Origin of the sequence: Neobacillus rhizophilus, from assembly GCF_018343535.1 — a bacterium.
Classification (GTDB): Bacteria; Bacillota; Bacilli; order Bacillales; family Cytobacillaceae; genus Neobacillus; species Neobacillus rhizophilus.
Genome location: NZ_JAGYPF010000004.1, coordinates 662610 through 689597, shown reverse-complemented (window position 1 = coordinate 689597; position 26988 = coordinate 662610). Strand labels below are relative to the sequence as shown.

Genomic DNA, 26988 nt, shown 5'->3' with positions numbered 1-26988 from the left:
AAATACTCTTATTTCCTTAAAAATAAAGGAAGTTTTTCCGGTTATGTCATCTAAATCTTTGGATTTTGTGTTATTTAGAGCAGTTAATCGAAATATCTTCGCTTATCTCTGCTTTTTAAGCTTCCTCTTTATACAATAGCCGTAAATTCTTCGCCTAAATTTTCATACCTACACGAAAATCAACCATGAATAATAACACTTATGATGCTTTTCAAAATGTAGTGCAAATTGGGTTAAAATAAAGGAAAGCTGGGATCAGGATGATTAGAACGACTTATGTAATTCCCAGCAATATGTGATAAGTAAATTAGGAAATGGCAACTTTACTTGGTACTACTTTGTTTACTTGCTCACCAAGGTCGATGGTTCCATCTGCACTTCTGATTTGGCAGCGAATCACGTCACCATCTTCAAGATATTTACCATTGTTTATTTGGCTTTCCACAAGTAAATCTAATTTCTGTTGGTATGGCAGTGCTAGGCTTGAAATTTGACCAAGTACATCTGGAGAGAGATTTAAGGCGACACCCCCTGTTGTACCGGTAATAATTAAATCTCCTTTTGATAGATTCATAATTTCTGATAGTTCAGTAAGTGTCTCTGCTGGTTTGAAAAGCAGTTGGTTCGTGTTGGCCGATTGGCGCAGCTCATCATTGACAAAACATTTTAATTCAAGGTCATGAATGAGAGCGATTTCATCTTTGTCTAATAAGTATAGGTACGGCCCTGTAGGTCCAAATGTTCGGTAGCTTTTCCCTTTTAACCATTGACCTTCGCAAAGCTGGACATCCCTTGCAGATACATCATTCATAATGACAAGACCCCCAACATATTGATGAAGGGTTTCATCTGTCACTTCTACGGCTTGGGAAATCTCAGTTCCTAAAACTAATCCTAATTCAATTTCATAGTCTAATAGCTGCACATGTGATGGTCGGATAATTTCCGAATACGCTCCACAAAGTGAGCTATCTGCCTTGCCAAAAATCAGGTTAAACGGCGGGCGCGTTGCTTCCAAGCCAGCTTCAGCACGGTGAGAAGAATAATTTGCACCTTGGCAGACAATTCTTGCCGGCTGTGTTACCGGGCTTAGGACCGTCACTTCATCTAATGAAACAGTCTCACCAGTTCCACTTTCTTTTACTTGTCTAGCCTCTTCTACACCTTCTTCTAAAAATTGTGCTAATGAGCTATAAGAATTTTTCAGGGCAAGAATTTGATTGTTTGAAACAACTCCCCAATTCTCTTTACCATCCTTTTCGAATCTTACAACTTGTAATCCCATTTTTTTGCTCCTCTCTAAGTCGATCTATTTTTTAGTAAAAAGTTAGCTTTAAAACCCATATATTTTTTCTAAAATACTTTTCACACGTAAGATTAATTCCGTCATTTTTTGTCGGGCCAACTCTTCATCCCTTGCCATGACGGCATCGTAGATAGCACGGTGTCTATCCAGCACTTCTTTTGTTGGCGTATCATAAGGTGATTCCGGAAAATCCTTGGCAGCCTGTATCGTTTTTTCGCGGCTTTTAACTAGTGCTTTTCGAAGTGTTTTAACTGTGTTAATAATGAGATCGTTGTAGGAAGCCTGCAGGATTCTTTCATGAAAATCATAATCCGCACTTGCCCAGGCCTTTTCATCCCCAATTGATTGCTCCAGACGCTCAAAAGCATCAGTTATTTTCATCATGTCTTGATCAGTTGCCCGTTTAGCCGCCAATGCTGCGGCCGTCGGTTCAAGGCCCAATCTCACTTCTGTCAAATGCACTAAAAAGTCGGTATTATTCTCGTCCTCTACGACCCAAGTTAATACATCAAGATTCCACCATTGCCAATCAGAACGGGGAAGGACAATCGTCCCAGCTTTTTGGTTGGATCTCACAAGCCCAAGTGTTGATAATCCTTTAAAGGCTTCACGAACTACGGTTCGACTTACCTCATATCTTTCACTTATATCTTCTACCTTTGGTAATATCTCACTTTGAGCGAATTCCCCTGTTACGATTTTCTTTCCAAGCTCATGGACTAACTGATCACTTCTATTTTTCATTTTGAAACCTCCTCCTCCCCTAGCATGGCTTTTCACCTTCAAAATAGAATACATAATATGAAATTGGTTTGGAGGTTATTTTGTAAAATAAACCGTGTCGGTGCTATTAAAATTGTAATTAAACACCTGCCTTTTTAAAGGGTATGCCTGAAACAAGAAATATTAAATATTACTTATCTGAATATTATAATAAATAATATTTATTATGCCGTCAATATTTTTTTTAAGAGTCATTATTAATTTTTTTTGCAGCATCCAATCGGAAATGACGGCAGATTTGTATAAGGTAACCAATCTTTTGGACTTCCAAAAACCAATATCGAGGCATGAGAACCGTCCGAGACTACTGAGAAGCAATAAGCCGCCCTATTCTGCCCGTGAGCACAAAAAAGGTTGCAAACCGGTAAAAATTATACCTTCTATTCTGCCCGTGAGCGCTACAATAGTGCCTCACCGGTAAAAATAAGCCTACTATTCTGCCCGTGAGCACAAAAAAAGTTGCAAACCGGTAAAAATAATACCTTCTATTCTGCCCGTGAGCGCTACAAAAGTGCCTCACCGGTAAAAATAAGCCTACTATTCTGCCCGTGAGCACAAAAAAAGTTGCGCACCGGTAAAAATTAGGCCAGCTATTCTGCCAGTGAGCGCTACTAAAGTGCCTCACTGGTAAAAATAAGCCTGCTATTCTGCCCGTGAGCACAAGAAAAGTTGCGCATCGGTAAAAATAAGGCCTTCTTATTCATCCTGTAAGCCAAAGAAAATAGCGCTCCAGCTTCTTCTTAGGATGTGATTTTCAGCGGTCTCGAACCGTCCCATGCCTCATTTTCTATACAATCGGTCGAAACTTTCAAAAATCAGCTCCAAATTGGAAATAAGAGAGGATAATTTGCAGTTTTCGGGGGCTAATTCAGCACCAAATTAGAAATGAGTCGATTCGCTGAATTAGAGAATTCCCGCTATGGTAGAGATACCCGGGAATACAATGGAAATGCGCGCTTTCCTGAAAGGGTACACCGTTGGAAAGCTTCGAACAGTTAGCAGAACAATATAAGCCGATGATCCACAAGATCATCCACTCTCTTCGTCTTTATACAGACCTGGAGGAGTTTTACCAGCAGGGCCTTATTGCTCTTTGGGAGGCAAGCCAAAGATTCAATCCGGAAAAAGGGAATTTTACTAACTATGCTTATACGTTTATTAGAGGCAGCCTGCTTACGGAACTCAATAAAATGGCGAAGTTTAAGGAAATAAGTATTTGTCCAGCCGAAGAATTCTGGGTAATGGTTGCCGATTGCCAGCAAGACCTATCTTCAGAAAAAGAGATTCTATTAACCTACGCGCAAAGGCTGACACCGAATCAACGGAAATGGCTTCTGTACACCATCCATTCCGACCTATCAATCAGAGAAATTGCTGATAAGGAAGGTGTTACTGTATCAGCAGTGAAGCAATGGCGGGAAGGTGCGCGTAAGAGATTGAGGGAGTTAATCACAAACTGAACTCACGTCCTTGTCTGTTCGCTAATATGTAATTGGAATTAATATACGGTATTTATGTCTTATACTTTTGAATGTAAAAAGCCGAAAATATGCAAGAATGAATAAAAACTTGCGTATTCTTCGGCCTATTGATAATTGCTGATATTTCGATAAGTTTTTAAAAATATTATAAAATGAATAAACGCAAAGAAAGGATAGCTTAATGACTATCCCTTAAATTCTCCATTGACTCCCGTTAAATCAATTTGTTGTCTGTTTTTATTGAGTGTCTTCGTCGCTTTTGTACTCCAAAATATCACCTGGCTGACAATCCAAAGCCTTACATATCGCTTCTAATGTTGAAAACCGAACCGCTTTTGCTTTCCCATTCTTCAGAATAGAAAGATTCGCCATAGTAATTCCAACCCTCTCCGAAAGCTCGGTTACGCTCATTTTTCGTTTTGCTAACATCACATCAATATTAATAATAATTGCCATATCCTCCACCTCAGACCGTCAAATCATTTTCTGATTTTATGTTAATCGCTTCTTGTAGAAGCCGTTGGAGGATAGCAGCAAAAACGGCGATAACCAACGATGCAAAAATGATGATGAGTCCCACTAATCCAATAGGAGGGTCAACTTTCTTCGCTATAAAATGAAAGAGTGGCATACCTAATACATACAAACCACTGATTGTAATCGCACACCACTTTATGTTCTTTAACGCCTTTACAGATATTTCCGAGAACGCTGTGTTCACGTCAATGTACCGTAAAAGGGTGAAAGCCTGATAGAGAGCAAAGTAATAAGGCACAGCCGCTCCATACATCACGATGAAAATGAGATATTTCATTGGGGCAATATTTGGATACAATGCTGCTGCAAAATTCGCCAAACGGGGCACTAAAAATATACATAAAGCAAGCACTGCAATTCCAGCCAGAAAAATAATTACCTTTAAGAAAGTGGTTGAACCTCGTTCACCATTCATTTAAAACACCTCACTTATTTAATAATAACATGATTTTAGCACATGATTTATCGTCTTACAATAAATTAATATTGTTTTTTATTGTATAATTATTGGTTAACAGAACATCCTTTTTATTTAAAGTAAAAGGATACCTAATCGTTGTGCGGATGTTAACTTTTTGCTACCCATTTTCATTGGTCGGCAGATGTTAACATTCTTATATACATAAACCGCTAATCTCTTACCATCGGCTTCATAGTATGTTGGATATACATAAAAGAAAGTATTTCGAGTCTTCCCTTCCATAATGTATGACTAGATAAGAGTTTATCCTATAACAACAAGACAAAAGGCGATGCGGACTCCCGCATCGCCTTTTACTTCTCTAAATTAAACTTCATTTGTTTTTCTTCTGACTAACCAGGTTATACCACCAATGGTGATGATCAAAATTCCGATAAGAATGATGTTAAAAGTATTGGTAGCTGTTGAAGGCAACTGACTGCCATGTGCTGCCGGTTTCTTGTCAGGGTCCTTTGCTGCTGGACTTTTTCCTTTTCCTAAGTCATCTGGCTTAGATGTAACAGGGGAAGTGCCATCGTTACCTCCTGGAATATTTCCCTGATCATCTCCCGGATTATCTCCTGGAACGGATGGTTCTGCCGGTGCGGCACTTTCATCCTTTCCTTTTGTAAAGGTCCAGATATCTGAAACAGCTTTTCCGGTATAGCCATCTTCTGCCACGGCATACCAAGAATAGGACTGATTTTCCGTTAATCCTTTCCACTCGGTTTGGACAATCGAGCTGCTCGGGATATTTTCAACCTTGCCGATTTCAGTATCGGTATACACATTGACTGTAAAATAGTCAGTAGCAACGCGTTTTAGCTGCGGCTGCAGGTCTACCTCTAAATTTCGCTCATCCTTTTCGGGGAATTGAGTTGGATCATAGAAATTATAATTGTCTAAATACGGTGAATACGTATTGACCATTATTTTATTATTTTTTTGGTCAAAATGAAGCAGCTTCATGTATCCTTGGCCGCCCTCAGGTCCGCCCTGGTAGTCTCCAAGCATTTGATATACTTGGCGGTCCGGTATGCCATCGCCATTATCGTCGATGGCATCAACCAATGTTTCCGAATCATGATAATGACCGCTAAGGACGGCGATAACATTTTCATTTGGCAGCACGAGTTGATTATAAATCCGACTACCTAATGGACTGCGGTTGCCTGAAACAAGCAGATATTCATGGAAGCTCAGGATTGCTTTACGATGTGGATACTGTTTCAAGACATCACTCATCCATTGAATATCTTCATCTTCCACTCCCCAGCCCATGTACAGCATGATATAGTCATTTCCATTAGCAGAGATTAAATCATAGTGGCCGCGGTTATTTTTATACGATTCACCATAGTACGGCTTGTCCTTAAATCGGTCCTCGCCAAACCATTTATAATATTGGGTATAATCACCTGTCTTATGATCGACATCATGATTTCCCGCCAAGACACCATACGGAATATGATTGTCATCAAGCACTTTCATAGACCGGTCGGCATTTTGCCATTCGTCTTCCATGTGGGCTTTGTCAACAATATCACCGGTATGGAAGACATATTTGATTTTCATCTCATCCTGCTTCTCGGCAATCCAATTTGTCATTCGTTCATAAATATGCGGATAGCTTTGTGCATAATATTGTGTGTCTGACATCCATACAAATGTATAATCATACTGGTCTGGTGACGCTGGAATTTCGTCCTGGATTAACACATTAATCTTATGATCCTTAACAAAATCGCTGACCGCCACATTGCCTTTCAATTCAAAGTCTTCATCCCCGGCGATTTTATATTGAATCGTCGTCCAATCGCCAAGCTTATGATTCCATGCATACATGGCTACCTTTCTGCCCAGCAACGACTTTCCTTTCCATTCCAGTTCGACAAGGTCCGTTTCGTCAATAGAAGCATCCACATTTACCTCAAACCGCTGATATGGAAATTGCGTTGCTGAGTCCGTCACTAAATATTGCTGATCCTGCCTCGAAACGAGCGAAATATCATCTGCCGTAAAGGCTTGCTCGCCCGCTGGAACCATTGTTTTTGGCGGTTCCGTATCTGCTGCATTTTTAAATGCCTTAACACGGTCGGACTGGCTGACATCATATTTAAACCCTTTATAGAAAGTAACGTCCAAATCATCGTCCGTTGGATCGGTTACTTTAACCTTTAAAGAAGGATTGCCATTAACCGGAGTAGAACTCCCGTCCGTTGGTGAAACAAGCTCAGGTTTGTTTGGATTTTCATTCACAACCGAAAAACGAATGAGCTTCTCTGCTTTGTTTCCTACTTTATCAAAGGCTGTAATAGTCAGCTTATGTTCTCCAGGAGCCAGCTTGGATGAGGCTGTTTCATATGGTACTGTAATTTCCTGATCATCCAGCATGACTTGAAGTGTTTGCACCCCGGCAATAGCATCAGCTGCATCGGCTTCGATGGTAAACTTGCCTTTGTAATCCTTTCCGTCCTCAAGGTTGGTAGACAGCACCGGTGCGGTATTATCCACGTTTACTGAGGCGGTTACTTCCCCATCAGAGTCTTGCACTTTTACAATATGCTCACCGTCGGCAATCTTCGTGGTATCCCATTTGTATGATTTGGAAGATGCATGATCCGCTGTAATCGTAAACGTAAAATCTTCAAACGGCCTGTAAGTTCCGTCATCCCCCATATCATAAACCTTTGTAGGATTATTTTTCACAGGGTCTCGTAAAATTGTACCATCTGCCAAAACTAACCTTACATTTCTAATATCAAAATCATCACGATTTTCTTCGGATTCTTCCAATTGAAATGGTGATGCCTTATTGCCGGAACGAATGGTAATCACATTATCTCCAATTCCAAGGCGATCGGCATCAATAGGTACTGTGATCGTATCCCAATTTGTAATGGTATCATCAAAAATCCGGATAATGTCATCCCCCATGGTGACGCCATTTTGGAAAAAGAGATCCACACCGCTTGCTTCAAAAGCGAAATAGGCATCATGTTCTAGGGATTGGTAGGTATCTTCGGCTACCTCAGTTCCATCGATAAAAAACTTCACTTTGTCCGGTGACTCCGTCTTGGATGTTCCTTTAAGTATCTTTTGTTTTGAAACAATTTCATTCGAATTCACATTTAGTCGCAAGCTTGAATCGTCAAGATCACTTGTTACGTTGATTTTAAACGTCTCACTTGCCACTTCATTGGCACCATCTGAAACAAGAAAGTAATATTCCACGTATTGATTCCCAATGATTTCAGGAGAGTAGATCGTATGATGATACATCATATCATCGAAATCTTCTACTAACAGTACCTGGGTGAATTCCTGTTGATGGTTGGGACGATAAAATAATCGGACTGTTTTTACTTCCCTATCATCAGAAGCATCGGCAACAATTTTAATGTTTTCCTTTTGATTCACTTTTGTTTCTTTTGTCATGTTTTCAATTACAGGCTTGATCGTATCATCACTTATGTGGACAGGCTTTGCCGGGACTTGGGATGATTCAACCGCTCCCGGTGTGGCATTTTTGACACCAGCGCTTATTTTAACCATTTTCGTCGATCCATCAAGCGGGTACTTATAGAAAATCCCTTTGTCCGGCTTGGTATCAAGGACATTGGATTCCTCATTATAGTAAGCAACGGCGATTTCCTTTTTCGTATTGGTTGCCACAACGAGGCCTCTTGTCGATGCATTAGCCATCCCTGCACTATAAATCTTAACGAGATCTTTGTTTTCTACTAAGCTTGAACCATAGTTTGCATTAAAGTCAGCAACTGTTTTTTGCGTGTTTTGTTCATTAATAATCCAGAAGACGAGCGTTTTTTGAGAAGGAACCACCACATCATCCGGGATGGATGCCCAAATAACGTCTGTTGATGGATCGGTGCCGTACCTATACTGAATCTTGTAATCCTTAAAGTTTACATCTTTATCCGTATTATTATAGATTTCAATAAATTCATAGCCATCCGCTGATCCAACATTCGTGGAATCCGGTACAACTTCAGTTACTAAAAAGTCGGGAAGCTTTTGAAAATCTACGTTGGGTTTCTTCACCGTAATGAGATTTTCTTCCGTCTTTGAACTATTTGTCCCGTCGGAAGCTTCGATATAGTATGTAAGATTGGACTCTATATTTACACCCGGGATTTCCGCGGAGTATTTAGTGGAATCATCCTTACTTGCATTCATCGAAATCGATGTAAAGGTTTGTTCTCCCATTGTTTTATAATAGAGAGTGACAAATGGCTTGGCGATGTTGTCTGTTACCGTTGCTTCAATTTTTATAGGTGTATAAGCATCACTCCCGGTTACGGGTGTATGCGTAATGACAGGTGCTTCCATATCCACAGGAGTTTCATCGATATTTACGGGCTGAACTGGAACCTGCACGCTTTCAATGGTTCCAGGTGTCGGTGGAGCGAGGACACGGTATTTTTCCATCTCAGTTCCCGATATCGGATATTTGTATTCAATCCCTGCTCCATTGTTATCATTTTCATTCCCTAAATAGCTCGCAGATACAATTTCCGTCCCAGCCATGTCTTTAATCACAAGGGCACGCAACCCGCCGTTTGCAAAACCGGGGAACACATCTTTAAACTCGACAACTTGATCAGCAGTTAAATTCGAGCCAAAATTTCCATTAAAGTCTGCTAATGTATAGTTTCCATTATTGAACCAATAGACAATCGATTGCTGTGGTTCCAACGTAACGGAAGGGACATGGAAAGGCAATTCCTTTCCTGTGTCAGTATATTTATAAACAAATGAATATTTCTCTAGTGAAAGTGGTTTATTGGTATTGTTATAGAGTTCAATATACTCGTAATAATCCGTTCCTGCCCCTTTAGAATTTGGAGAAAGCTCGGTAATCAATATTTGAGGAAATTGATTAAAATCTTCCCCTTCTTGAATCACACTATCAATTTGATTTGCCGCTGATGGATTCGGCAGATCTTCCTGCTGCGGGCTGGATTCAGGTGCAGCATTAACAGCCGGGGTATCCGCCGTTTGTTCGATTAGCTGACTGTTATCTAGTTTTGGATTTTGTATGGTATCCAATGAACTAGAATCTACCTGACTTTTACCTTGTTGATTCGGGTCAATCTGTTCAAATTGACCAGTACCAGATTGATTTTGATCTCCTGGTTTACCTTGGCTTTCGCCCAACTGGTTCGGATCCGCCGCTTCGCTTTGACTAATTTCAAAATGAGCAGCATCTACTGATTGTTTGTCAGATGCCAGTTCCTCTGCATAAATCCTATTCGGTGAAGCTGCCAAACTTAAGTTTGATAGAATCATTGCTAACATACATGCAAGCAACAGCAGCTTCCGCACTTTCCTATGTACTTTTACCTTTTTCATGGGCTCCCCCTCTTCTCATTTACATTACAACCATATTCCATTTTACCTAGGTATTGATAAGGGGATTTTAAGTAATTGTTAATATTTTAAAAAAATTGTTATTTTTCTGTAAAAACAAAAAATTCTTATTCTTTTCTTAACATGTTCTTCATACTGGTTTAAAGATTGTTTAATAGACTAAACATGTACCAGAACATCTATTGCTTTTTAGAAAAAGGGAGACATGTTTATGCAGAAAAATAACAAACTTATGGCCAGCATTTGTTTGATTTTTATGATGGCCGTTTTTCTGCTTCAACCAAATGGAGCGGAGGCACATTCAGGATCAATAGGATATTCAGAAGTCAAGATTGAAGGTAATAAAGTCAGCTATGACTTATACTTGCTTGCGGATCTCCTTGGCGGGCTTCTGAACATCGATGCAAATCAGGACGGTTATATGAAAGAAGACGAAATAGCCCAATCAAAAACTTCCATTGAGCAGTTTGTTTTAAAAAATCTTACTGTCAACAACAATGGACTCCAGGGTAAGGCAACCATCAATGACATTTCGCTTGTGAAGCGCTCTAATCTTTCGATGTTTCGCATAAAAATAGAGTTCGTGTTTAAGGAGCCGGTTCAGGAATACGAGATTGATTATTTTATTTTTTTCAACGGAGTAGACATGAACCATCAAAATTTTGCGACCATCCATAATGGTGATCAAGTCATTGAAAATATATTTACGAAGGATCATACCGTTCTTCAAGGAAATACCTATTTGAAAAAAGAGAAAACAACGGGAGAAACAGTGGAAACAAGTAACAATCAAAATAAAGTAATCGGTTTTTGGCAATACGTCCTTATGGGGATGGAACATATTTGGTCAGGAATCGACCATTTACTCTTTTTATTTGGACTGCTCCTGGCAAAAGGAAACTTTCGGGATTATGTAAAAACCTTAACAGCTTTTACGATTGGACATTGCTTGACATTAGCCTTGGCAGCAACAGAAACTGTCTTTATTCCGAGTACCAACATTGAACCGTTAATTGCCCTGAGTATTGTTTATGTAGCCATCCAAAACATTTGGTCAAAATCCTTCAAATGGCGTTGGCTAGTCGGTTTAGGATTTGGGCTGATACATGGGTTTGGCTTTGCCGAATTATTAATTGGAAAATTAGGAAGCCATTTCGTTCTCCCACTCTTTTCTTTTAATCTAGGGGTCGAATTTGGACAAATTGTCGTCCTTATCATCTTTATTCCATTCATTTGGTATCTGCAAAAAGCCCGCTGGCAAAGGCAGTTTGTTAATAGTTTTTCCACTGTGATCAGCGGAATAGGTTTGTACTGGTTTATAGATCGTATCATTTAGCAGAGGAGCATCTTGTTCAAAAATTTGCCAAAACATTTCGAACAAACTATGAACATATCACTATTGTCATGTTGTTAATGGTAACTATCCCGTATATTGGTAGTAGAAAGAAACAAATTAATCAAGAAAGGTGGAAAGCCTTATGTTTAACAAATTCTTACGCGAAAACAAAATCTCTGCCGTCATTCTTACGGTGATTCGTTTATATCTTGGCTATTCTTGGTTTACTGCAGGCTTGGGAAAATTAACCGGAGGATTTGACGCCGCAGGATATTTAAAAGGAGCCATTGCCAATCCGGTTAAAGGACCGGACGGAGCGCTTGTGTTCGGCTGGTATGCTGACTTCTTAAAAGGCTTTGCCCTGCCAAACGTTGATATTTTCAACTTTGTTGTTCCTTGGGGTGAAACGCTCATCGGTTTGGGATTGTTGTTGGGCTGCTTGACAACAGCAGCAGCATTCTTCGGATTGATTATGAACTTCGCGTTCTTCTTGGCAGGAACCGTATCTCACAACCCTAGAGACATTATTTTGGGCTTCATCATCTTAACAGCAGGCTACAACGCCGGCAGAATCGGTTTAGACCGCTGGGTAATTCCATTCATCAGAAAATTCATCAGAAAATTCATCAAGAAAAATGCCGCCGTTGATAACCATAAAGCAACTGTGAATTAACAACAAGAAAAGAGGCGAACGGAAACCCGGAATCGCCTCTTTTCATTGGAGTAAAGCGTTCCGCCCCGCTCGGAAAACTGCCGTATAACACGGGTCTGACCCTATGGCCCTTATCAGGTACCATGGGAATTTTCGTTACGTCACCAAATTAAGCTGTTGCTGTTGTTACGTATTTTTCTTCTAATGTCTTCTTTAAAAATAAAGCCAATTCGAGCATTCCGTATTTTTCTGCTTTAGCTTCTGCGTCAGAATTATAGTTTGTGTTTGTATTGATATCGTAAGTAAAAATTTCACCTTCAGCATTTCTGATGAACTCAATGCCAGCAACATGAATATTATTACCAGCTAGAACCTTTTTATATTTTTCTAAAATTTCGTCCTCAAAACCTTCAATGATTTGAAACTTAGGCTTCTCTTCTACCTCTTCTCCTACCGGGCAGAATAAATCGCCAATTTTGCATGCGTCTGCGGGGCAAAGTTCAAATCCTTCCGAAGTATCAACCTTAACGGCATATACAAAGTTTCCTCCTACAAACTCACAACGGGTGATGGAGCTTTCAGGAGATTGAATGTATTCTTGAATAAGGGTAATGCCATCGACCGGTTCTTCGAAAGCAGGCCCTTCCACATAAGCTTTTAAAGCTTCAACACTATGGAATAATTGAACACCTAAACCTTTACCGGCACGGTTATGCTTCGTAATAAAGGACTGTCCTGCAAAGCTTTTGGCTGCCTTAATAATGTTTTGTTTTCCAACCGCTGCAATTGTTTTTGGCGTCTTCACACCATACTTGTTTAACTCTAAGTATTGTATAACCTTGCTAACTTCTAGTTTTAGAGCGCTCGTTCCATTTAACACCGTCCGGCCATGTGCTTCAAGCCAAGCCAATACTTGTCCAGTAAATTCTGCTGCAAAACGATGATCTCGTGTATGAGAAGATGCACTCATTCGGCTATAGAAGATTCCTTCGGGCGGCTCAGTTGATAAGTCTAGCGTTCCCTCATCTAAATGCCATTCTTCATAAGGAACACCAAGCTCCTCTAACCTTTTTGTTAAATGGATGGTCCACTCACTATTTTCGTGTATCACATATACCTTGCTCATCTTGATGACCCCTTTTTAGTTCATTATTAAACTACGTTTTTGTTCAACTAATGGCCTAACCTGCTTTGCAAAGTGTTCCATTTCCTCTAATTGAGGTGAAATTTGCAACAACAATAATTCTAAGCCAGCTTCTTCATATTGTAAAATCCGATCTGCAATTTGCTCAGGTGTTCCTACTAAGTTCGGCCGCCGATACAGAGTAATCCTGTAATTGGATTTGCTGCTCCAAGTGTGATTTTGTAGTGAAGTCTTTTAAGCCGGCATAACTGCTGGAATCTAACGTATATTAAAACAAATTAGCACTTTAAACTATTAAAGAATCCAAGCGAAATAAAAGGCTGTCTAGCGTTTCTAGACAGCCTTAGGATGTTCCTTAGGTACATCCTATTTTCCTTTATGAAGCTGGTTCAACTTTTGTTGCTGTATAGCCTGAGCCGTTCCATTGTAGATACACACGATATTTTGGCGACCCTTGTTGTTTTGCTGATATCGTCCCGACTGAACCGCCCGGGTTGCTTTTGTCGCTCCCTAAAAACCATACAGTCATATTGCTTTGATCTAATCCAGTAGCAGAAGAGATTGTCTGCAGCATCTGCTGCCAATCTTGAGAACTTGAATCATAGTTTGTAACATGCTGCTGATCCGTTTGTGCCGGTGTTTCCGGTGCAGGTGATGTTGTTGAATTTACCTGTGAGCTATCCGAAGAAGCTGAGGATGCATTGCCTGCTGTAGCATCACTTTTCGTTTGATCTTTTTGAGTTTGACCGCTATTCGTTTGATCACTTTGAGTTTGATCTTCGGACGATAAGTCGTCATTTTTTTGATTACTTGTTGAACTTTCTTTCTCAGCTGGCTTATCCTTCTTTATATTTTTAACAGATTGTTTTTCGTCTGAAGCTTGAACACTTTTTTGAGATGCTGACTTGTTATCTCCCGACGAAAACACCGAATAAGAAACAAATGCAATAAGTATAAGGACGATAACAATTGCTCCGTTTAAAATGATATTGATTTTTTTTCTTTTTGCTCTGTGCGTTGCCCGTGAATTGTCTAGAAATTTATTCAAAATAACCACTCTCCCAAAACTGAGACTCTCAACATTCTACCATGTGTGGAGAATAACATGAAGTATTTCATCACCATATTCCACATTTTGGTACCTTTTATCTATTTTTTAATGCCTTTCATGAAGCATTTTAACTATTTTGGAAAGCAACTAATGTGCCCCTTTTTTATGTCCAGTTACATTTCATTTCAACTTTTTTTGTTTCCTGACTTTAAATCCAATCCTAATGCGAGCCTCCTCCCCCCATTTAAACCAATTGCAGTAATTCTCAGCTCCTCTGCTTAAAAAGAGCTTCGAAATTACTAATTATATCGAAATAAGATATAATGATATGATAAAAAATACTTGAGGTGATTTTACATTGGATTATTATTCACAGTCAGACCAACAAGTAGAAAAAGAGAACGAAGAAGAAAATATAGAAAGAGATTACCCGACGAGGCAAGCTGTCAAAAGGGAGCGAGAAAAAAAGGAATATAATAATTTGTTTATGGGGAAAAACAAAGCCGATGATAATGGCTTTGCGGGAGTATCGTCGATATTTAGGTTCTTTTCCTCAAATAAGAAAAAGACAGTAAAAATGTTCTGGATAAAACTAATCTTTAAGATTTTTGTTGTAGGGGCTGTTTTTTTCGACATCAAATTCATCCTGAACTTTATGAAAGATCCTATTAGTAATTTTCCGCATACATTATTTGTAGTTGGAATGTGCGCAGGAATTAATTTTATTGCCATTTGGGTTCTGTTTTATAAAAATCCATTGATACGGTTTTATCTCTCCCTATTTGCAATAGTAGGATCATTTGGGTATTACTCCTATGTAAATTATACGAATCTTACCTTTTTAGGTGTTAACATCATAGCTTCAGTGCTTGTTATTATTTCGTTATTAATAGTCATAAATCCAAAAATAAATTATTATGTAAAAAACATCTTGTTACTGGTGATACCTATTTTAGGTATATATTTTAGTGGTAATAAATTCGCACTTGTATGGACTCTTCTGTTTACTGCCGGATTGATATTATTATTTAGAGTGCCTAAATCAAATAAAAAAGAAGAACGAATAAAAAGAAATAAAAAGCAAGCAGCTTAATAGGTTAAAGTATATGTTTTGAATGAAAATAGGCCGATAATATACAGGTGGTGTAAAACACTTGTATATTATCGGCCTTTAAAAATTAATAATATGTAAGACAATAGACTCATTTAATTACAATTTTAACAAAAGTTTATCCAATTCACGTACTTGATCGTATGCTTTTAATAGATGTACCGGTACGAGTGTTCTTCCATGTTCCCAAGCATTCTCTTCTACTTCTGCTAAAAGCTGTTTCTTTTCTTCTTCTTTGCCATAATAGAGAGTCTTTAAAACTCGTGGATTTTTCCTGAATTCTAAATAATATCCTAGCTGATGATAAAGAATAATTTTCGTAAAATTTTCATCTGATTCTTTAACTTTAAAGTTAATTTTAGCGTTATATCCGTTAATTTGTATGTAGTTAAACTTTATCGTATTTGTCGATACGTTATAACTCATTGGTGCAGTGATTTTATTGCTGAATTCAACATTTATTTTTAGTTTAAGCTCTTTTAATATTTTTGTAATGATCTTCTCAATATCCCACATATAAAGCATATAATTTTTCCCTTCCTAAAAAAACATTGGCAACTCTTAATAGTCTTACAATTGGAATAAACTTTATAAACAAAGCAAATGGTAAATTGTCATGTTAAATTTGTTTTAACAATATAATAGGCTGCATAATGTAACAAGAGCCATTTTTCATAATTTTTGTTATAGACTATACTCCCTTTTACTAATAAGGTGGATAAAAAAAACGTGCTTTTCTAATAGATTGTTGCTTTCTGAATATAAAAACTGCTCCAAGTAAGTCGGAATAACTTTTGCCTCCCTGTAAGTGACCAAACACTTGGAAAAATAACTTGTTCAGTCGCATAAAACCTTTCTATGCACCCCTTCTCTTGGTAAAATTAGCGACTCGGTCGCATAGAGCCTTTCTTTGCACCCCAACTCTTGGTAAAATTAGCGGTTCGGTCGCATAGAGCCTTTCTATGCACCCCAACTCTTGGTAAAATTAGCGGTTCGGTCGCATAGAGCCTTTCTATGCACCCCAACTCTTGAAAAAATCAGCGGTTCCGTCGCATAGAGCCTTTCTATGCACCTCAACTCTTGAAAAAATCACCGACTCGGTCGCATAGAGCCTTTCTATGCACCCCAACTCTTGAAAAAATCATCGGTTCCGTCGCATAGAGCCTTTCTATGCACCCCAACTCTTGAAAAAATCACCGGATCGGTCGTATAGAGCCTTTCTTTGCACCCCAACTTTTGAAAAAATCACCGGATCGGTCGTATAGAGCCTTTCTTTGCACCCCCAACTCTTGAAAAAATTACCGGCTCGGTCGCATAGGAACAAAAACAACAAATTTACGAAAACAGCATAAAAAAGACCGTCCTTCATGTAAACGGGTTCTCTTCAGGGGGGCATAATAGGCAAATCACACATCGTAAATCGCACACCTACTCACAAGTATCGAGTAGGTGTTTTTTTTTGATAAAAAGGAATTTGTATAAATTTTCAAAAAAAATAAATCTTATCATTGACTAACCGTTCATTCAATAATAAAATAATACTGTGAATTATGTTAAATAATGGAAGGTTTGATGTGTATTCATTAAGACATTAACAGTAAAAAGTTTCTGGGTATTCAAGTGAAATAGATTTTGCTGAACTTATGTTGACACTTACTTATTTGAACATTTATATGAAGAAATCACTGCTTTTATGGAGGATTGGAATTAAAATGCCGCGAACACCTGAAGAGAATGATCGTATTCGCCAACTTTCAAAACAAAATATTCGTGCTGCCGCTATGGAATTATTTATTAAACAAGGATATTATGCTACCTCTATAAACGATTTAGCTAAACAAGCGGGCATTTCTAAAGGGTTACTATACAATTACTATAAAGGAAAAGAAGAACTGCTGGCTGAAATGGTCGAGGCTAGAATCAGGGAAGTCATTGAAGTAATGGAAGGAGCAACTGCTCTCGAGAAACCCAGTGAGCAACTTAAACACATTATCGAAGGAGCGATTGATAATATCCATCAAAGTCCAGAAGTCCATCGATTCTATCTGCACCTGCAAACTCAGCCAGAGGCAGACGAAGAGTTGATTAAATACAGTAAATTAATTATTAAAGAGAACGCAAGAATGTTTGAGGTACAATGTGAAATATTTGAAAGGCTGGGAGTAAAGCAGCCAAGGAAACGGTCGTTATATTTTTCATCCGTCCTTCAAGGTATTATGTTGATGATATCTACCTATCCAAAAGAGTTTCCGATTGAAGAAATAAAAAATCAGATCATTCAAGAATTTTGTACCGCATAAAAACGTAAGTGAAAATGTAAACCATTAAAATAGCAGAGCACTCTTAAATTACAGGCCTTCTTTTATCATGCCAGGTTGGATGCAGTTTCCAGGCAATACTCACACATTCGTTGAAATATGTAGGTATGGAAATTAAATATCGGGTTTCAAATGGCGAAGCCCCTTAGGAGATGAGCGAGATGGAAACACGGGTAAATCAAATTGAATTGAATGGACTCACTTTTCAATATCGAGAGAATGGGGACCCTTCTGCAGCACCGCTTGTTGCACTTCATGCACTGGGAAAAAGTGCAGAATCATGGGATCAGGCGGCAGTTGCATTAGGAGAAAAATACCGCGTATTAGCTTTAGATCAGCGGGGTCACGCTGGGAGTGCAAGAGCTGGAACTTACACCTTTGAGTTGATGTGCGATGATTTGCTTCATTTTGCGAATGCGATGAATTTAGAACAATTTACGCTACTTGGTCATTCCATGGGAGGAACTGTATCCTATCTTTTCTCGGAAAGATTTCCGTCAAGGATAGAAAAGTTGATTGTTGTAGACACCCCACCTCCTTTTCCCGATAAGCCAATCGAGATTCCTTCTAACCCCCCTGGTCCCCTTCCGTTTGATTGGCTGGTTGTGCCTTCGATTCTAAGGCAACTTAATGACCCTAATCCCGAATGGTGGGCCCGTCTTAAGGACATTATCAAGCCGACTCTTATTATAGGCGGCGGGTCTAGTCATATTCCCCAAAATAAATTGAAGGAGGTTTCTGAACTTATTCCAAATTGCGAGTTGGTGACGATCGATCATGCCGGGCACTTTGTGCATGATGATAATTTACCAGCCTTCTTGGCTGCCGTAAAAAGGTTTCTTTTTTCATGAGTTTTCGAATGCTTTCGATTTCTTAATTCCTACTAGAAGTACGAGATAATGACTGTCCTGATTTTTTTGATCTTAAAAAAATCTAAAAATGAGTGAGGGATTGGCGATGCCATTTTTCAAAACCAAAGAAGGTTTGCAACTGTTTTACCAAGATTGGGGAACAGGCAATCCGGTAGTTTTTGTTTCTGGATGGTCACTAAGTTCTAGAATGTGGGATTATCAGAGAATTTTTTTAGCAGATCAGGGCTTGAGGTGTATCGCATATGACAGACGCGGTCATGGGCGTTCAGATGATTCGGGGAACGGATACGACTTCGACACCCTGGCTGACGATCTCGCTGAACTGCTTGAATACCTGAATCTTCGAAATGTCACGCTTGTAGGTCATTCTATGGGTGGTGGTGAAGTAATTCGATATCTAACACGTCATGGCAACGATCGGGTGGACCGTGCTGTGCTTGTCGCAGCCATTGTGCCATTTTTGATGAAAACAGAGGATAATCCTTACGGAGTACCAAAGGATGTCGCAGAAATGGTGCGTGAAATGTGGAAACGAGACTTTCCAAATTGGTTAATTCAAAATGAGCTGCCATACTTCAATCGTTCTGATACCAGCGCAATTGGTGAATGGACTCGGTGGGATATGTTGCAGACATCGCTTAAAGCAGTGGTTGAGTGTAATAAAGTTATCATCGAAACGGATTTTCGCGAGGAGATGCAGTCCATCACTGTACCTGTACTCATTATCCACGGTGATAAAGATCGATCAATCCCGGTAGAAATCTCCGGCCAAAAGTCAGCAATGTTGTTACCCAAGAACCGGTTTATTTTGTATAAAGATGCCCCGCATGGATTATACATCACACATTCAGAGCGGATAAATAATGACCTTTTAACATTTATTAAAGGATCAAAATGAACAGATATATAATTAAAAAAGGTGGAAATTCTGTTATTTCTTAAAATTGGCACGAATTTCAGAAAACCCTCTTCTGAATTCCAATTTGTAGACAAAATGTGAATTTCCTACCCCAAATCTGCACAAAATCGGAAATGAGCTAATTCACCTAATTCTGCTAAACCCGAAAATAATTATACAAAACAAAAAATGGCCAGTATAACCAATTGCATAAGTTATACTGGCAATCTTGTTTCAACATTAATTCAAGACTTTTTCCCGGACATTTTCCCTTTTCAAGATTTCTTTTATCCTCTGGTCAATTCTCTCTATTTCTGCAGAAGGATTCTTCCACCAATTCCGACTCCAAATCCGTTCAATGGTCCACCCTCTGCTCTCAAGGAATTTCTGACGGTAAACATCTCTTTCCTTAGCATTGGCCGAACTATGGTACATCGCCCCATCGCATTCAATTCCTAATATATAACGGGATGAATCATGCGGATGCACGACTCCAAGGTCAATCCGGTATCCCGACATTCCAACTTGAGTGGTCACTTCATATCCAAGGTTTCTCAACTGCTTGTACACCTGCTCTTCAAACGGAGAATCAAAGTGGAGCTCTTTGTCTTGAATATGGGTATTTACATTTTCATTTATTTCCTGAACGACAGCCTTAATTTGGTCCATTTCAGCTTGAGCTACTGCCCTTACATACTTTAAATATGATTTTAGTAACTTTGGACCCATATGCGAGGTGTTCGCTACATTTAACTCTTCTGGCTCGATACTTGAAACAACGATAATGCCTTCCTTTGCCCGAGTGACAGCAACGTTAAGCCGGTTTTCTCCGCCTTTTGAATTCAATAAGCCAAAGCGGTTATATATCTTTCCTTCCTCATTTTTTGCATACCCAATCGAGAAAAGAATAATATCCCTTTCATCCCCTTGAACGTTTTCTATATTTTTAATAAATACTCTTTCGTCAAGGTCCTTAGACATCATTTGATTATATACCGAGTTAAATTCCTTATCTTCATTTAACTTTTTATCGATTATATCCTGTATCTTTGATTGCTGCTTTGCATTGAAGGTGATAATTCCTACAGTTTTACCTTGTTGTTTAATCAAGATGTCTTTCAGTATATTTACCACTTCAATTGCCTCAACTTCATTGGATTGGTTAATCCATCTTCCCTCAACTTTTAACCATTTCATGGCCGGTGGTTTCTTAAACGGAACAACATTGGGCGCAATTTGAACATGGCCATTATAGAAGGCATGATTGGAAAAATTGATTAACTCTTCATACTTAGAACGATAGTGCCATTGCAGCAGCTTTTCCGGGAAACGTCTCTTTGCCAAATTTAACAAGCTAACGGATTCGTCAGTATCGTATTCTTCTTCCTCATCATCCTCATTAATAAAGGAAGACTGGAACATATTAAATGGAGGCAGCTGCTTTTCGTCTCCCGCTATAATCACCTGTTTGGCACGATAAACCGCAGGTATACCACTCTCTACTGTACATTGGGAAGCTTCGTCAAAAATAACGATGTCGAAAAGCCCCTCTTTTAATGGAAAGATTGACGAAACAATTTCTGGTGAAGCCAGCCATATCGGCATGATGTCAACCAGTCCCTCTCCAGCAAATTCGTTAACAAGCTTCCTAAGCGGCCAAACCTGTCTTTTTTTGTTTACCTGATGCTTCAATTCCCTCATACTTCTCGAATGGGTCGTTTGAACGGTTTCAACCTTTTTGGTTTGCTTATGAATTAAAAATTCTGTGGCAACTTTTCTTTTCTCTTGAATTAGGGTTGCAAACGATTCTCGAATCCTTGAAAACTCATTGGTTGATATTTTTTGTACCTCTGGGTGTTTCTTCTCAGTTAGATCAATCCAATGGACATAAGCTGAGTTCTTAAATAATTCGACCCAATATTCCGGCGGAGTCAACTCATTCATTGAAGTTTTCTGTTTCAGCAGCTGAATCACTTTTTTCTCTAAATCAGAACATTTTTTCCAGTAATCATCCATTTGCTGAAGTTCGTCAAAATCACGATGGAAATACTCGACGATTTTATCCAGTTCGCCGAATGGGATATCTCCTTCGGAAATTCTGTTTTTAAAAGCTTCCACCATCGCATCATCAAGGTATTTCTTTAATTTCTCCGTTTCATCTGCCATGGCTTTCGTTACTTTGGCTAACTCATGCATAATAACGAGAGACTTTTTGACTTTGATCCATTCTGTAGAACTCGTTCCTTTGAATTTGGCGCCATCAAGCAGCTCCTCAATGATTGCTTTACCTGAGACTGACGTCCACCACCATAACCTCAGACCGTGTAATGTTCGTTTATTTCCATCATCTAAGTCAGGATAAATCTTATCGAGTTTATTCTCAATGATCCATGTATAAGCGGGAGTAATCTTCTTATGGTCTAACGAGTTTAGATATTCGACTGATTTTCTTGCTTTATCAATCAGATCATTCAGCATTTCAATGGCTTGAAGCTTTTCCTTCATATTAAAATCCGCAAATGATTTTCGGTCTTTTAAAGGATAATCTTCTTTTCCAAAGCGATCGTACCATTCAGCATAGGTATATACTTTTTCCGAAATATCTTCTAAAAGGTCTTTATTTAAGGAAGGCAATACCTCAGTTAAATCGATAATTTGAGTGGTATCTTCAACCGGTTTAGCTATTCCATATAAATCATACAATCTTAATCCAAAATCCTGATACTCGTATAATGAATTCGCTATTTTGTTTAAAAGTTCTTCTTGTGCAGATAGTTTCTTAGATGTAGAAGATAGCTCATTTACTGCATTTTCAAAATAAACTTGATTTTGTTCAAGAACTGATCCTACCTTAGGATAAAGATTTTTTCGATCATTTTTTTCATCATGAACAAGGGCCACATAACGGCTAAGCCCCAAGCTATCAAGCCGTTGAAAAACAACATCCAATGCTGCACGTTTTTGGCAAACAATTAAAACCTTCTTTTCTTGATAAAGAGCATCCGTTACAAGGTTTACAATGACTTGGGACTTTCCTGTTCCTGGAGGTCCATGAACAACCAGCCCTTTTTTATACCGCGCTTCCTTTAAAATTTCTTCTTGTGAACCATCAGTTTGAAGAAGGTTTAGAATTTCCGGATTTTCACTATCATTTACTGCTTCATCGGTAAAATCATCTTGTTTATTATCATGATCTATATCCTTTGGATCGATCAAATCACCTGCCAATGACAAGTCACTATCTTCTGAGAGTTCAATAAGTTCCTCATAATCCTTTACCAAAGACGATCCGCCTTGAGGAAAGTTTCCAATGATAGCATTTTCCAATAAAGTTAAATTTACAACAGGAGGAACCTCGTCTTTTTTATATTCTTTTAGTTTGGTGATTCCCTTTGAAGTAAACGAAACATTCATTTCATATTGTTTTAAAAACGAAAGCCATTTTTCGAAGTCATATTCTGCTGCCATTTCGGCTGCTTGATCAAAAAATTCTTCTGAAAAGTTAAGGTTATTCATTTTTTTAAAAGCTAGAAATAATGTACGATTAATCTGAGGTTCACCCTCATCAGATTTTAAGACCCATTTTTGTGAATTAACATTGTTTTTTTCTAATCTTACCGGATAAAGAAATAAAGGGGCCTGAAAAAACGTTCCGTCAGAAAGTGTTCCAGTGATAAAAGGAAAACCCAAATAGAAGTCGTGTATCCCCGTTTCTTCTTCAATTCCCTTAATATTTCTATATAAATCAGTAAGTTTTTTAGCAATCACCATAGAAGCTTCATTATCTAATGACGGTTTTAATAACGTGATTTCGCGCTTAGATTGTTTAATCACTTGCTCGACAATGGTAGAACTAACTTTTTCCTTTGATAATATAGAAAGCCTGTCCAGTTCTGTTAAATCAAAACTCCACTTATTATAAATCTTTAACAATCGGATAGAACGATTGCGCCGACTAATATCATTAAGCTTATCCCTCATATGTATTAGCTTGTCTTTCATAAGTTACCTTCTTCCCTTTGACGTAGAAACGTTATTAAAAATAATAGGTGAGAATTCAAGTATTATTACATTAAATAAAATGACATTTGTAAAATCTGGAGAAAACTAAAAATAATGTCGAAATTATTATATCAAATAAACGTAGGAATATTGGAGTGTAAATAGGAGATTATTGGTGAAAAAGTATGTCGATACCCACACCGAATTATTTCTAACATCAAATACCATTATGTAGGACAAACCTTAAAAATCCCTAAATAGACGGAGGGACGGTTCTCGTGCATTATTGCATGATGCACGAGAACCGTCCCCTTGTTTCCTTTTTAAAACATACTCAACCGATATTTTTTTTGACAAAAGTTCCACGGAAAATGCTTTTTTCTAGCCACTCACTTCCACTGCACACTGATTAAAATAGTTATCTATTTTGCTCAAAATAAATTACGTTTGTTGTTTTGGTAACCAAAGAGAAAGCTCTGGCCACGCCATAACGATAACCATATAAATGATCATGAGAACTATGAACGGAACACAGCCCCTAAATACTTCACCTAATTTTGATTTTGCTATGCCGCCAATTACGAATAAGTTCAAACCAACTGGCGGAGTAATTTGTGCAATTTCCATATTGATGATCATAACAATTGCAAAATGTATTGGATTAATTCCTAATGATAACATGATTGGCAATAATAACGGGAGTGTGATGAGCATAATAGAAGAAGACTCTAAGAACATACCTAAAATAAAGAATAGGATTGCTGTTAAGACAAAGAATAATAAGACATCTAAAGACTCTAAAGCCATCATTTTTGCAGCAAGTGCTTGTGGAATTTGTTCCTGTGTCATAAACAGCGAAAACGTCATTGCGCCTGCAATAATTAGCATAATCATGGCTGTTATGCCAATACTTTCATTAATGATTTCCTTCCATTTCTGAAGCGATGTCTCTTTATACATCAGAAGTGAAACAATTACAGCATATACGGCTGATACAATTGATGCTTCAGTCGGTGTAGTTGTACCAGTATAAATACATCCTAATATCAAAACAGGTAAAAAAGCACCCCATATGGCTTTCCTTGATGCTTGAATTCTTTCCCGCCAACTTGCTTTTTCTAATTTTCCATAGCCTTTAATACGAGCATAAATAATCGAATAAATAACAAGACATAATGTTAATCCAACTCCCGGAATCACACCTGCCATAAACAACGCCCCAATGGATTGTTCTGTTACAACACCGTATACAATTAATGGGATACTTGGTGGAATTAGAATGCCCAATGTACCGGAAGCTGCAACTAATCCCATCGCATATCGCTTACTATATCCAGCGTTAACCATCGCAGGAACCATGATGGATCCAATAGCAGCAGCAGTTGCAGGACTTGACCCGCTTATGGCAGCAAAGAATGCACAGGCAACAATCGTAACCACTGATAATCCGCCAGATATATGACCAATCCAAGCTCTTAATGAATCAATTAAATATTTGGCTATTCCCCCCTTAGCTATAATTGTACCAGCCAAGACAAAGCCAGGAATGGCCATTAAGGTAACAGAATTCATGCTAGTGAAAATTTTTTGTGGAATAGTCCACATATTAAAACTCCCATCCAGCCAAAACATAAATGTTGTTGCAGCTATTAAAGCTACAGCAATCGGAATCCTAAGAAGAAGGAGTATAGCAAATGTACTAAAAAGCAGTATGGTTTCCATCCAGGTTCTCCTCTCTTCCATTATTCTTGATTATCTTTACGGTCTTATCAATAAAGCGGATCATAAACATCAGCCCAGAAATAGGGATAACAAGGTAGTAAATCCAATACGGTGTCCTTGTGTCCATTGTAACTTGACCACTATTAAAAGAATGCTCCACTAACACAAATCCATTATAAGTCAGGAAAATACAGAAGCCGATACCAACAAGATTGGCGAAAATATCAATGAATTTCTGTATTTTTCTTGGAAATAATGTATAAAAAATATCTACGCTAATATGGTGGTTATCACGAAGTCCGACAGATAACCCAAACAGAATTCCCCATACTACTAGAATACTAGCTGTTTCATTGATCCATATTGTCGGAGAATTAAACACGTAGCGCATAATTACCTCATAAAACATAAGACCTAAACCTGTTATAAGAAAAAGAGCTGAGGAAAAGTCCTCAAAAAACAAATATATTTTTTTAATCATACCCAAGGCCCCTGCCTCCTTATATAAAAGCTGATAGTAAGATTTGACTTGTTCTACTAAAAAGAGAGAGTAAGATCCCTCTTTTTAGTTTCCAGCTTCAATAGCTTTAGTTAAAATTTCTTGATTCATCTTCTTTGCCCACTTATCAAAAATAGGTTTTGTGGCTTGCTTAAACTTTTCTTTGTCTTTGTCTGACAATTCAACGATCTTAATCTTTCCTTCATTCTTGATTTTTTCCATCGATCCTGTCTCGAGCTCTTCTACTTGTTTTCTTCCTTCTTCAGTCGCTGCTTTCATTGCATCTGTTAATAGAGCTTGTGTTTCTTTATTTAATCCATCCCACCATTGTTTATTAGTAACAACAGCATATTCTGATCTGGCATGACCTGCTATGGTCAGATGATTTTGCACTTCACCATATTTTTGTGTTTCAATATTGACAATACTATTTTCCTGACCATCAATTGTACCTAATTGAAGGGCTTGATATGTTTCATTGAAGGCTATTTTCGTCGAAGAAGCACCTAATGCATCATAAAACTCATTTATAATTTGACCGCCATGTGTACGTATTTTTAAAGATTTTAGGTCTTTTGGCTCGTTAATAGCTACTTTATTATTAGTAATATGCTTAAAACCATTTGGCCAAAATGCCAGCCCCTTCATTCCATGGTTATCTAATGTTGCCAGAAGTTGTTGACCTGCCTCTCCATCTTCAAAAGCACGAAGATGTTCTTCATTTTTAAACATAAACGGCAAATCAAATATCTCGAAGGTTTCTTCAAAACCACTTAATTTAGCTGCTGCAGGTATGATTATTTGCACGTTCCCCGCTTGAACTGCTTCAATCTCATCATTATCACCGTAAAGCTGGCCTGATGGAAAAACCTTAACTTTTATTTTGCCGGCGCTTTTTTCTTCGACCATTTCTTTAAATTTAAGTGCCGCTAAGCCCTTTGGAGTGTTATCCGATGCAACATGTGATAGTTTAATTTCTAGTTTTTGAATATCTGAGTCTTTATTTCCTTCCTTTGAAGCACCCACAGAACTAGCATCGCTTCCACAACCTGCCAATGGAAGCAGTAATGCTAAGGATAGCAAAGACATTTTTGCTAAATTGATAAGTTTATTTTTCTTATTCCCCACACTTGAGTCATTGTAATCCCTTACATTTCTGTTCAAATAGAATCTCTCCTTATTTTTTTATAGTATTGCTGTAACAGCTTATAGCTCTCATTTATTAATTAAGTTCACCCCTTTTTTAACCTTCTAATAGTGTGAATTATTAGATTAGATTAATCGTAATTTAATTTTCTGAATAAATAAAATATCGTTTTTTTCGTTTTACTATAAAAATAATTTATTATTCTCCTAAATTTTCTTTTCTGGCTCATATAAAAAAAGGAAAAGAAGTAATCACTTACGATTAATTCTTTTCCTTTT

At 38.1% G+C, this 26988-nt stretch carries 19 protein-coding genes and 1 pseudogene; 7 read left to right on the top strand and 13 right to left on the bottom strand.

The features are described 5' to 3' along the window. Nucleotides 1–307 precede the first annotated feature (307 nt). Nucleotides 308–1285 (bottom strand): fumarylacetoacetate hydrolase family protein, encoded by a 978-nt coding sequence (locus KHA99_RS21505; RefSeq protein WP_213119521.1) that lies wholly within the window; start codon nt 1283–1285, stop codon nt 308–310. A gap of 48 nt (nt 1286–1333) precedes the next feature. Further along, nucleotides 1334–2050, bottom strand: a complete 717-nt coding sequence (locus KHA99_RS21500; protein ID WP_213119520.1) for a FadR/GntR family transcriptional regulator — start codon at nt 2048–2050, stop codon at nt 1334–1336. A gap of 1016 nt (nt 2051–3066) precedes the next feature. Here KHA99_RS21500 and KHA99_RS21495 point away from each other — a divergent pair. Beyond that, nucleotides 3067–3549, top strand: a complete 483-nt coding sequence (locus KHA99_RS21495) for a sigma-70 family RNA polymerase sigma factor (protein ID WP_213119519.1) — start codon at nt 3067–3069, stop codon at nt 3547–3549. 258 nt (nt 3550–3807) lie between these two features. Here KHA99_RS21495 and KHA99_RS21490 read toward each other — a convergent pair whose 3' ends face one another. From KHA99_RS21490 to KHA99_RS21480, 3 genes are all read right to left on the bottom strand, one after another. After that, the gene (locus tag KHA99_RS21490; RefSeq protein WP_064551977.1) at nt 3808–4026 is read right to left on the bottom strand and encodes a helix-turn-helix domain-containing protein; all 219 of its coding nucleotides are present in this window, start codon (nt 4024–4026) and stop codon (nt 3808–3810) included. Between the two features lie 10 nt (nt 4027–4036). After that, on the bottom strand, nt 4037–4522 hold the full coding sequence (locus KHA99_RS21485) for a DUF2975 domain-containing protein (RefSeq protein WP_213119518.1): 486 nt from the start codon (nt 4520–4522) through the stop codon (nt 4037–4039). Between the two features lie 372 nt (nt 4523–4894). Continuing rightward, nucleotides 4895–9940 (bottom strand): lamin tail domain-containing metallophosphoesterase family protein, encoded by a 5046-nt coding sequence (locus KHA99_RS21480; RefSeq protein WP_213119517.1) that lies wholly within the window; start codon nt 9938–9940, stop codon nt 4895–4897. 229 nt (nt 9941–10169) lie between these two features. Here KHA99_RS21480 and KHA99_RS21475 point away from each other — a divergent pair, with 229 nt between their 5' ends. Both KHA99_RS21475 and KHA99_RS21470 read left to right on the top strand, forming a co-directional pair. Then, nucleotides 10170–11294 (top strand): HupE/UreJ family protein, encoded by a 1125-nt coding sequence (locus KHA99_RS21475; RefSeq protein WP_213119516.1) that lies wholly within the window; start codon nt 10170–10172, stop codon nt 11292–11294. A gap of 142 nt (nt 11295–11436) precedes the next feature. Then, nucleotides 11437–11967 (top strand): DoxX family membrane protein, encoded by a 531-nt coding sequence (locus KHA99_RS21470; protein ID WP_213119515.1) that lies wholly within the window; start codon nt 11437–11439, stop codon nt 11965–11967. A 148-nt stretch (nt 11968–12115) separates the two neighbouring features. Here the strand turns inward: KHA99_RS21470 and KHA99_RS21465 are convergent, their stop codons facing one another. From KHA99_RS21465 to KHA99_RS21460, 3 genes and pseudogenes are all read right to left on the bottom strand, one after another. After that, nucleotides 12116–13072, bottom strand: a complete 957-nt coding sequence (locus KHA99_RS21465; RefSeq protein WP_213119514.1) for an ATP-grasp domain-containing protein — start codon at nt 13070–13072, stop codon at nt 12116–12118. 15 nt (nt 13073–13087) lie between these two features. Then, nucleotides 13088–13349, bottom strand: a pseudogene (locus KHA99_RS30965) (LLM class flavin-dependent oxidoreductase); the annotation flags it as partial. Between the two features lie 117 nt (nt 13350–13466). Then, on the bottom strand, nt 13467–14138 hold the full coding sequence (locus KHA99_RS21460) for a YrrS family protein (RefSeq protein WP_213119513.1): 672 nt from the start codon (nt 14136–14138) through the stop codon (nt 13467–13469). Between the two features lie 361 nt (nt 14139–14499). Between KHA99_RS21460 and KHA99_RS21455 the strand changes: the two genes are divergently transcribed. Then, nucleotides 14500–15234 carry a hypothetical protein gene (locus KHA99_RS21455; protein WP_213119512.1) on the top strand — a complete coding sequence of 245 codons (735 nt, stop codon included), beginning with the start codon at nt 14500–14502 and terminating at the stop codon, nt 15232–15234. Nucleotides 15235–15351: 117 nt separating this feature from the next. Here the strand turns inward: KHA99_RS21455 and KHA99_RS21450 are convergent, their stop codons facing one another. Beyond that, nucleotides 15352–15777 carry a hypothetical protein gene (locus KHA99_RS21450; protein WP_213119511.1) on the bottom strand — a complete coding sequence of 142 codons (426 nt, stop codon included), beginning with the start codon at nt 15775–15777 and terminating at the stop codon, nt 15352–15354. Between the two features lie 1187 nt (nt 15778–16964). Between KHA99_RS21450 and KHA99_RS21445 the strand changes: the two genes are divergently transcribed. The 3 genes from KHA99_RS21445 to KHA99_RS21435 all read left to right on the top strand — a co-directional run bounded on the left by KHA99_RS21445 (nt 16965) and on the right by KHA99_RS21435 (nt 19340). Further along, nucleotides 16965–17552: a TetR/AcrR family transcriptional regulator gene (locus tag KHA99_RS21445; RefSeq protein ID WP_213119510.1), complete on the top strand. Its 588-nt coding sequence runs from the start codon at nt 16965–16967 to the stop codon at nt 17550–17552. A gap of 179 nt (nt 17553–17731) precedes the next feature. Continuing rightward, a complete protein-coding gene (locus KHA99_RS21440; protein WP_213119509.1) occupies nt 17732–18421 on the top strand; it encodes an alpha/beta fold hydrolase in 690 nt (229 codons plus the stop codon). Between the two features lie 88 nt (nt 18422–18509). Then, nucleotides 18510–19340 (top strand): alpha/beta fold hydrolase, encoded by an 831-nt coding sequence (locus KHA99_RS21435; RefSeq protein ID WP_307852125.1) that lies wholly within the window; start codon nt 18510–18512, stop codon nt 19338–19340. Nucleotides 19341–19580: 240 nt separating this feature from the next. Here the strand turns inward: KHA99_RS21435 and KHA99_RS21430 are convergent, their stop codons facing one another. The 4 genes from KHA99_RS21430 to KHA99_RS21415 all read right to left on the bottom strand — a co-directional run bounded on the left by KHA99_RS21430 (nt 19581) and on the right by KHA99_RS21415 (nt 26727). After that, nucleotides 19581–23342, bottom strand: coding sequence for a PDDEXK-like endonuclease domain-containing protein (locus tag KHA99_RS21430; RefSeq protein WP_213119507.1), 3762 nt, complete (start codon nt 23340–23342; stop codon nt 19581–19583). 441 nt (nt 23343–23783) lie between these two features. Beyond that, nucleotides 23784–25064, bottom strand: a complete 1281-nt coding sequence (locus KHA99_RS21425; protein ID WP_213119506.1) for a TRAP transporter large permease — start codon at nt 25062–25064, stop codon at nt 23784–23786. Further along, on the bottom strand, nt 25042–25545 hold the full coding sequence (locus tag KHA99_RS21420; RefSeq protein WP_249366807.1) for a TRAP transporter small permease: 504 nt from the start codon (nt 25543–25545) through the stop codon (nt 25042–25044). The genes KHA99_RS21425 and KHA99_RS21420 overlap by 23 nt, the downstream gene beginning before the upstream one ends. An 84-nt stretch (nt 25546–25629) precedes the next feature. Continuing rightward, complete coding sequence (locus KHA99_RS21415; protein ID WP_249366806.1) at nt 25630–26727, bottom strand: DctP family TRAP transporter solute-binding subunit; 1098 nt, start codon at nt 26725–26727, stop codon at nt 25630–25632. Nucleotides 26728–26988 lie beyond the last annotated feature (261 nt).

Bases quoted from the DNA above. Each gene is read 5' to 3' on its own strand.
- KHA99_RS21505 (WP_213119521.1), bottom strand. From the start codon at position 1,285: ATGGGATTACAAGTTGTAAGATTCGAAAAGGATGGTAAAGAGAATTGG.
- KHA99_RS21500 (WP_213119520.1), bottom strand. From the start codon at position 2,050: ATGAAAAATAGAAGTGATCAGTTAGTCCATGAGCTTGGAAAGAAAATC.
- KHA99_RS21490 (WP_064551977.1), bottom strand. From the start codon at position 4,026: ATGGCAATTATTATTAATATTGATGTGATGTTAGCAAAACGAAAAATG.
- KHA99_RS21485 (WP_213119518.1), bottom strand. From the start codon at position 4,522: ATGAATGGTGAACGAGGTTCAACCACTTTCTTAAAGGTAATTATTTTT.
- KHA99_RS21480 (WP_213119517.1), bottom strand. From the start codon at position 9,940: ATGAAAAAGGTAAAAGTACATAGGAAAGTGCGGAAGCTGCTGTTGCTT.
- KHA99_RS21475 (WP_213119516.1), top strand. From the start codon at position 10,170: ATGCAGAAAAATAACAAACTTATGGCCAGCATTTGTTTGATTTTTATG.
- KHA99_RS21470 (WP_213119515.1), top strand. From the start codon at position 11,437: ATGTTTAACAAATTCTTACGCGAAAACAAAATCTCTGCCGTCATTCTT.
- KHA99_RS21465 (WP_213119514.1), bottom strand. From the start codon at position 13,072: ATGAGCAAGGTATATGTGATACACGAAAATAGTGAGTGGACCATCCAT.
- KHA99_RS21450 (WP_213119511.1), bottom strand. From the start codon at position 15,777: ATGCTTTATATGTGGGATATTGAGAAGATCATTACAAAAATATTAAAA.
- KHA99_RS21445 (WP_213119510.1), top strand. From the start codon at position 16,965: ATGCCGCGAACACCTGAAGAGAATGATCGTATTCGCCAACTTTCAAAA.
- KHA99_RS21440 (WP_213119509.1), top strand. From the start codon at position 17,732: ATGGAAACACGGGTAAATCAAATTGAATTGAATGGACTCACTTTTCAA.
- KHA99_RS21435 (WP_307852125.1), top strand. From the start codon at position 18,510: ATGAGTGAGGGATTGGCGATGCCATTTTTCAAAACCAAAGAAGGTTTG.
- KHA99_RS21430 (WP_213119507.1), bottom strand. From the start codon at position 23,342: ATGAAAGACAAGCTAATACATATGAGGGATAAGCTTAATGATATTAGT.
- KHA99_RS21425 (WP_213119506.1), bottom strand. From the start codon at position 25,064: ATGGAAACCATACTGCTTTTTAGTACATTTGCTATACTCCTTCTTCTT.
- KHA99_RS21420 (WP_249366807.1), bottom strand. From the start codon at position 25,545: ATGATTAAAAAAATATATTTGTTTTTTGAGGACTTTTCCTCAGCTCTT.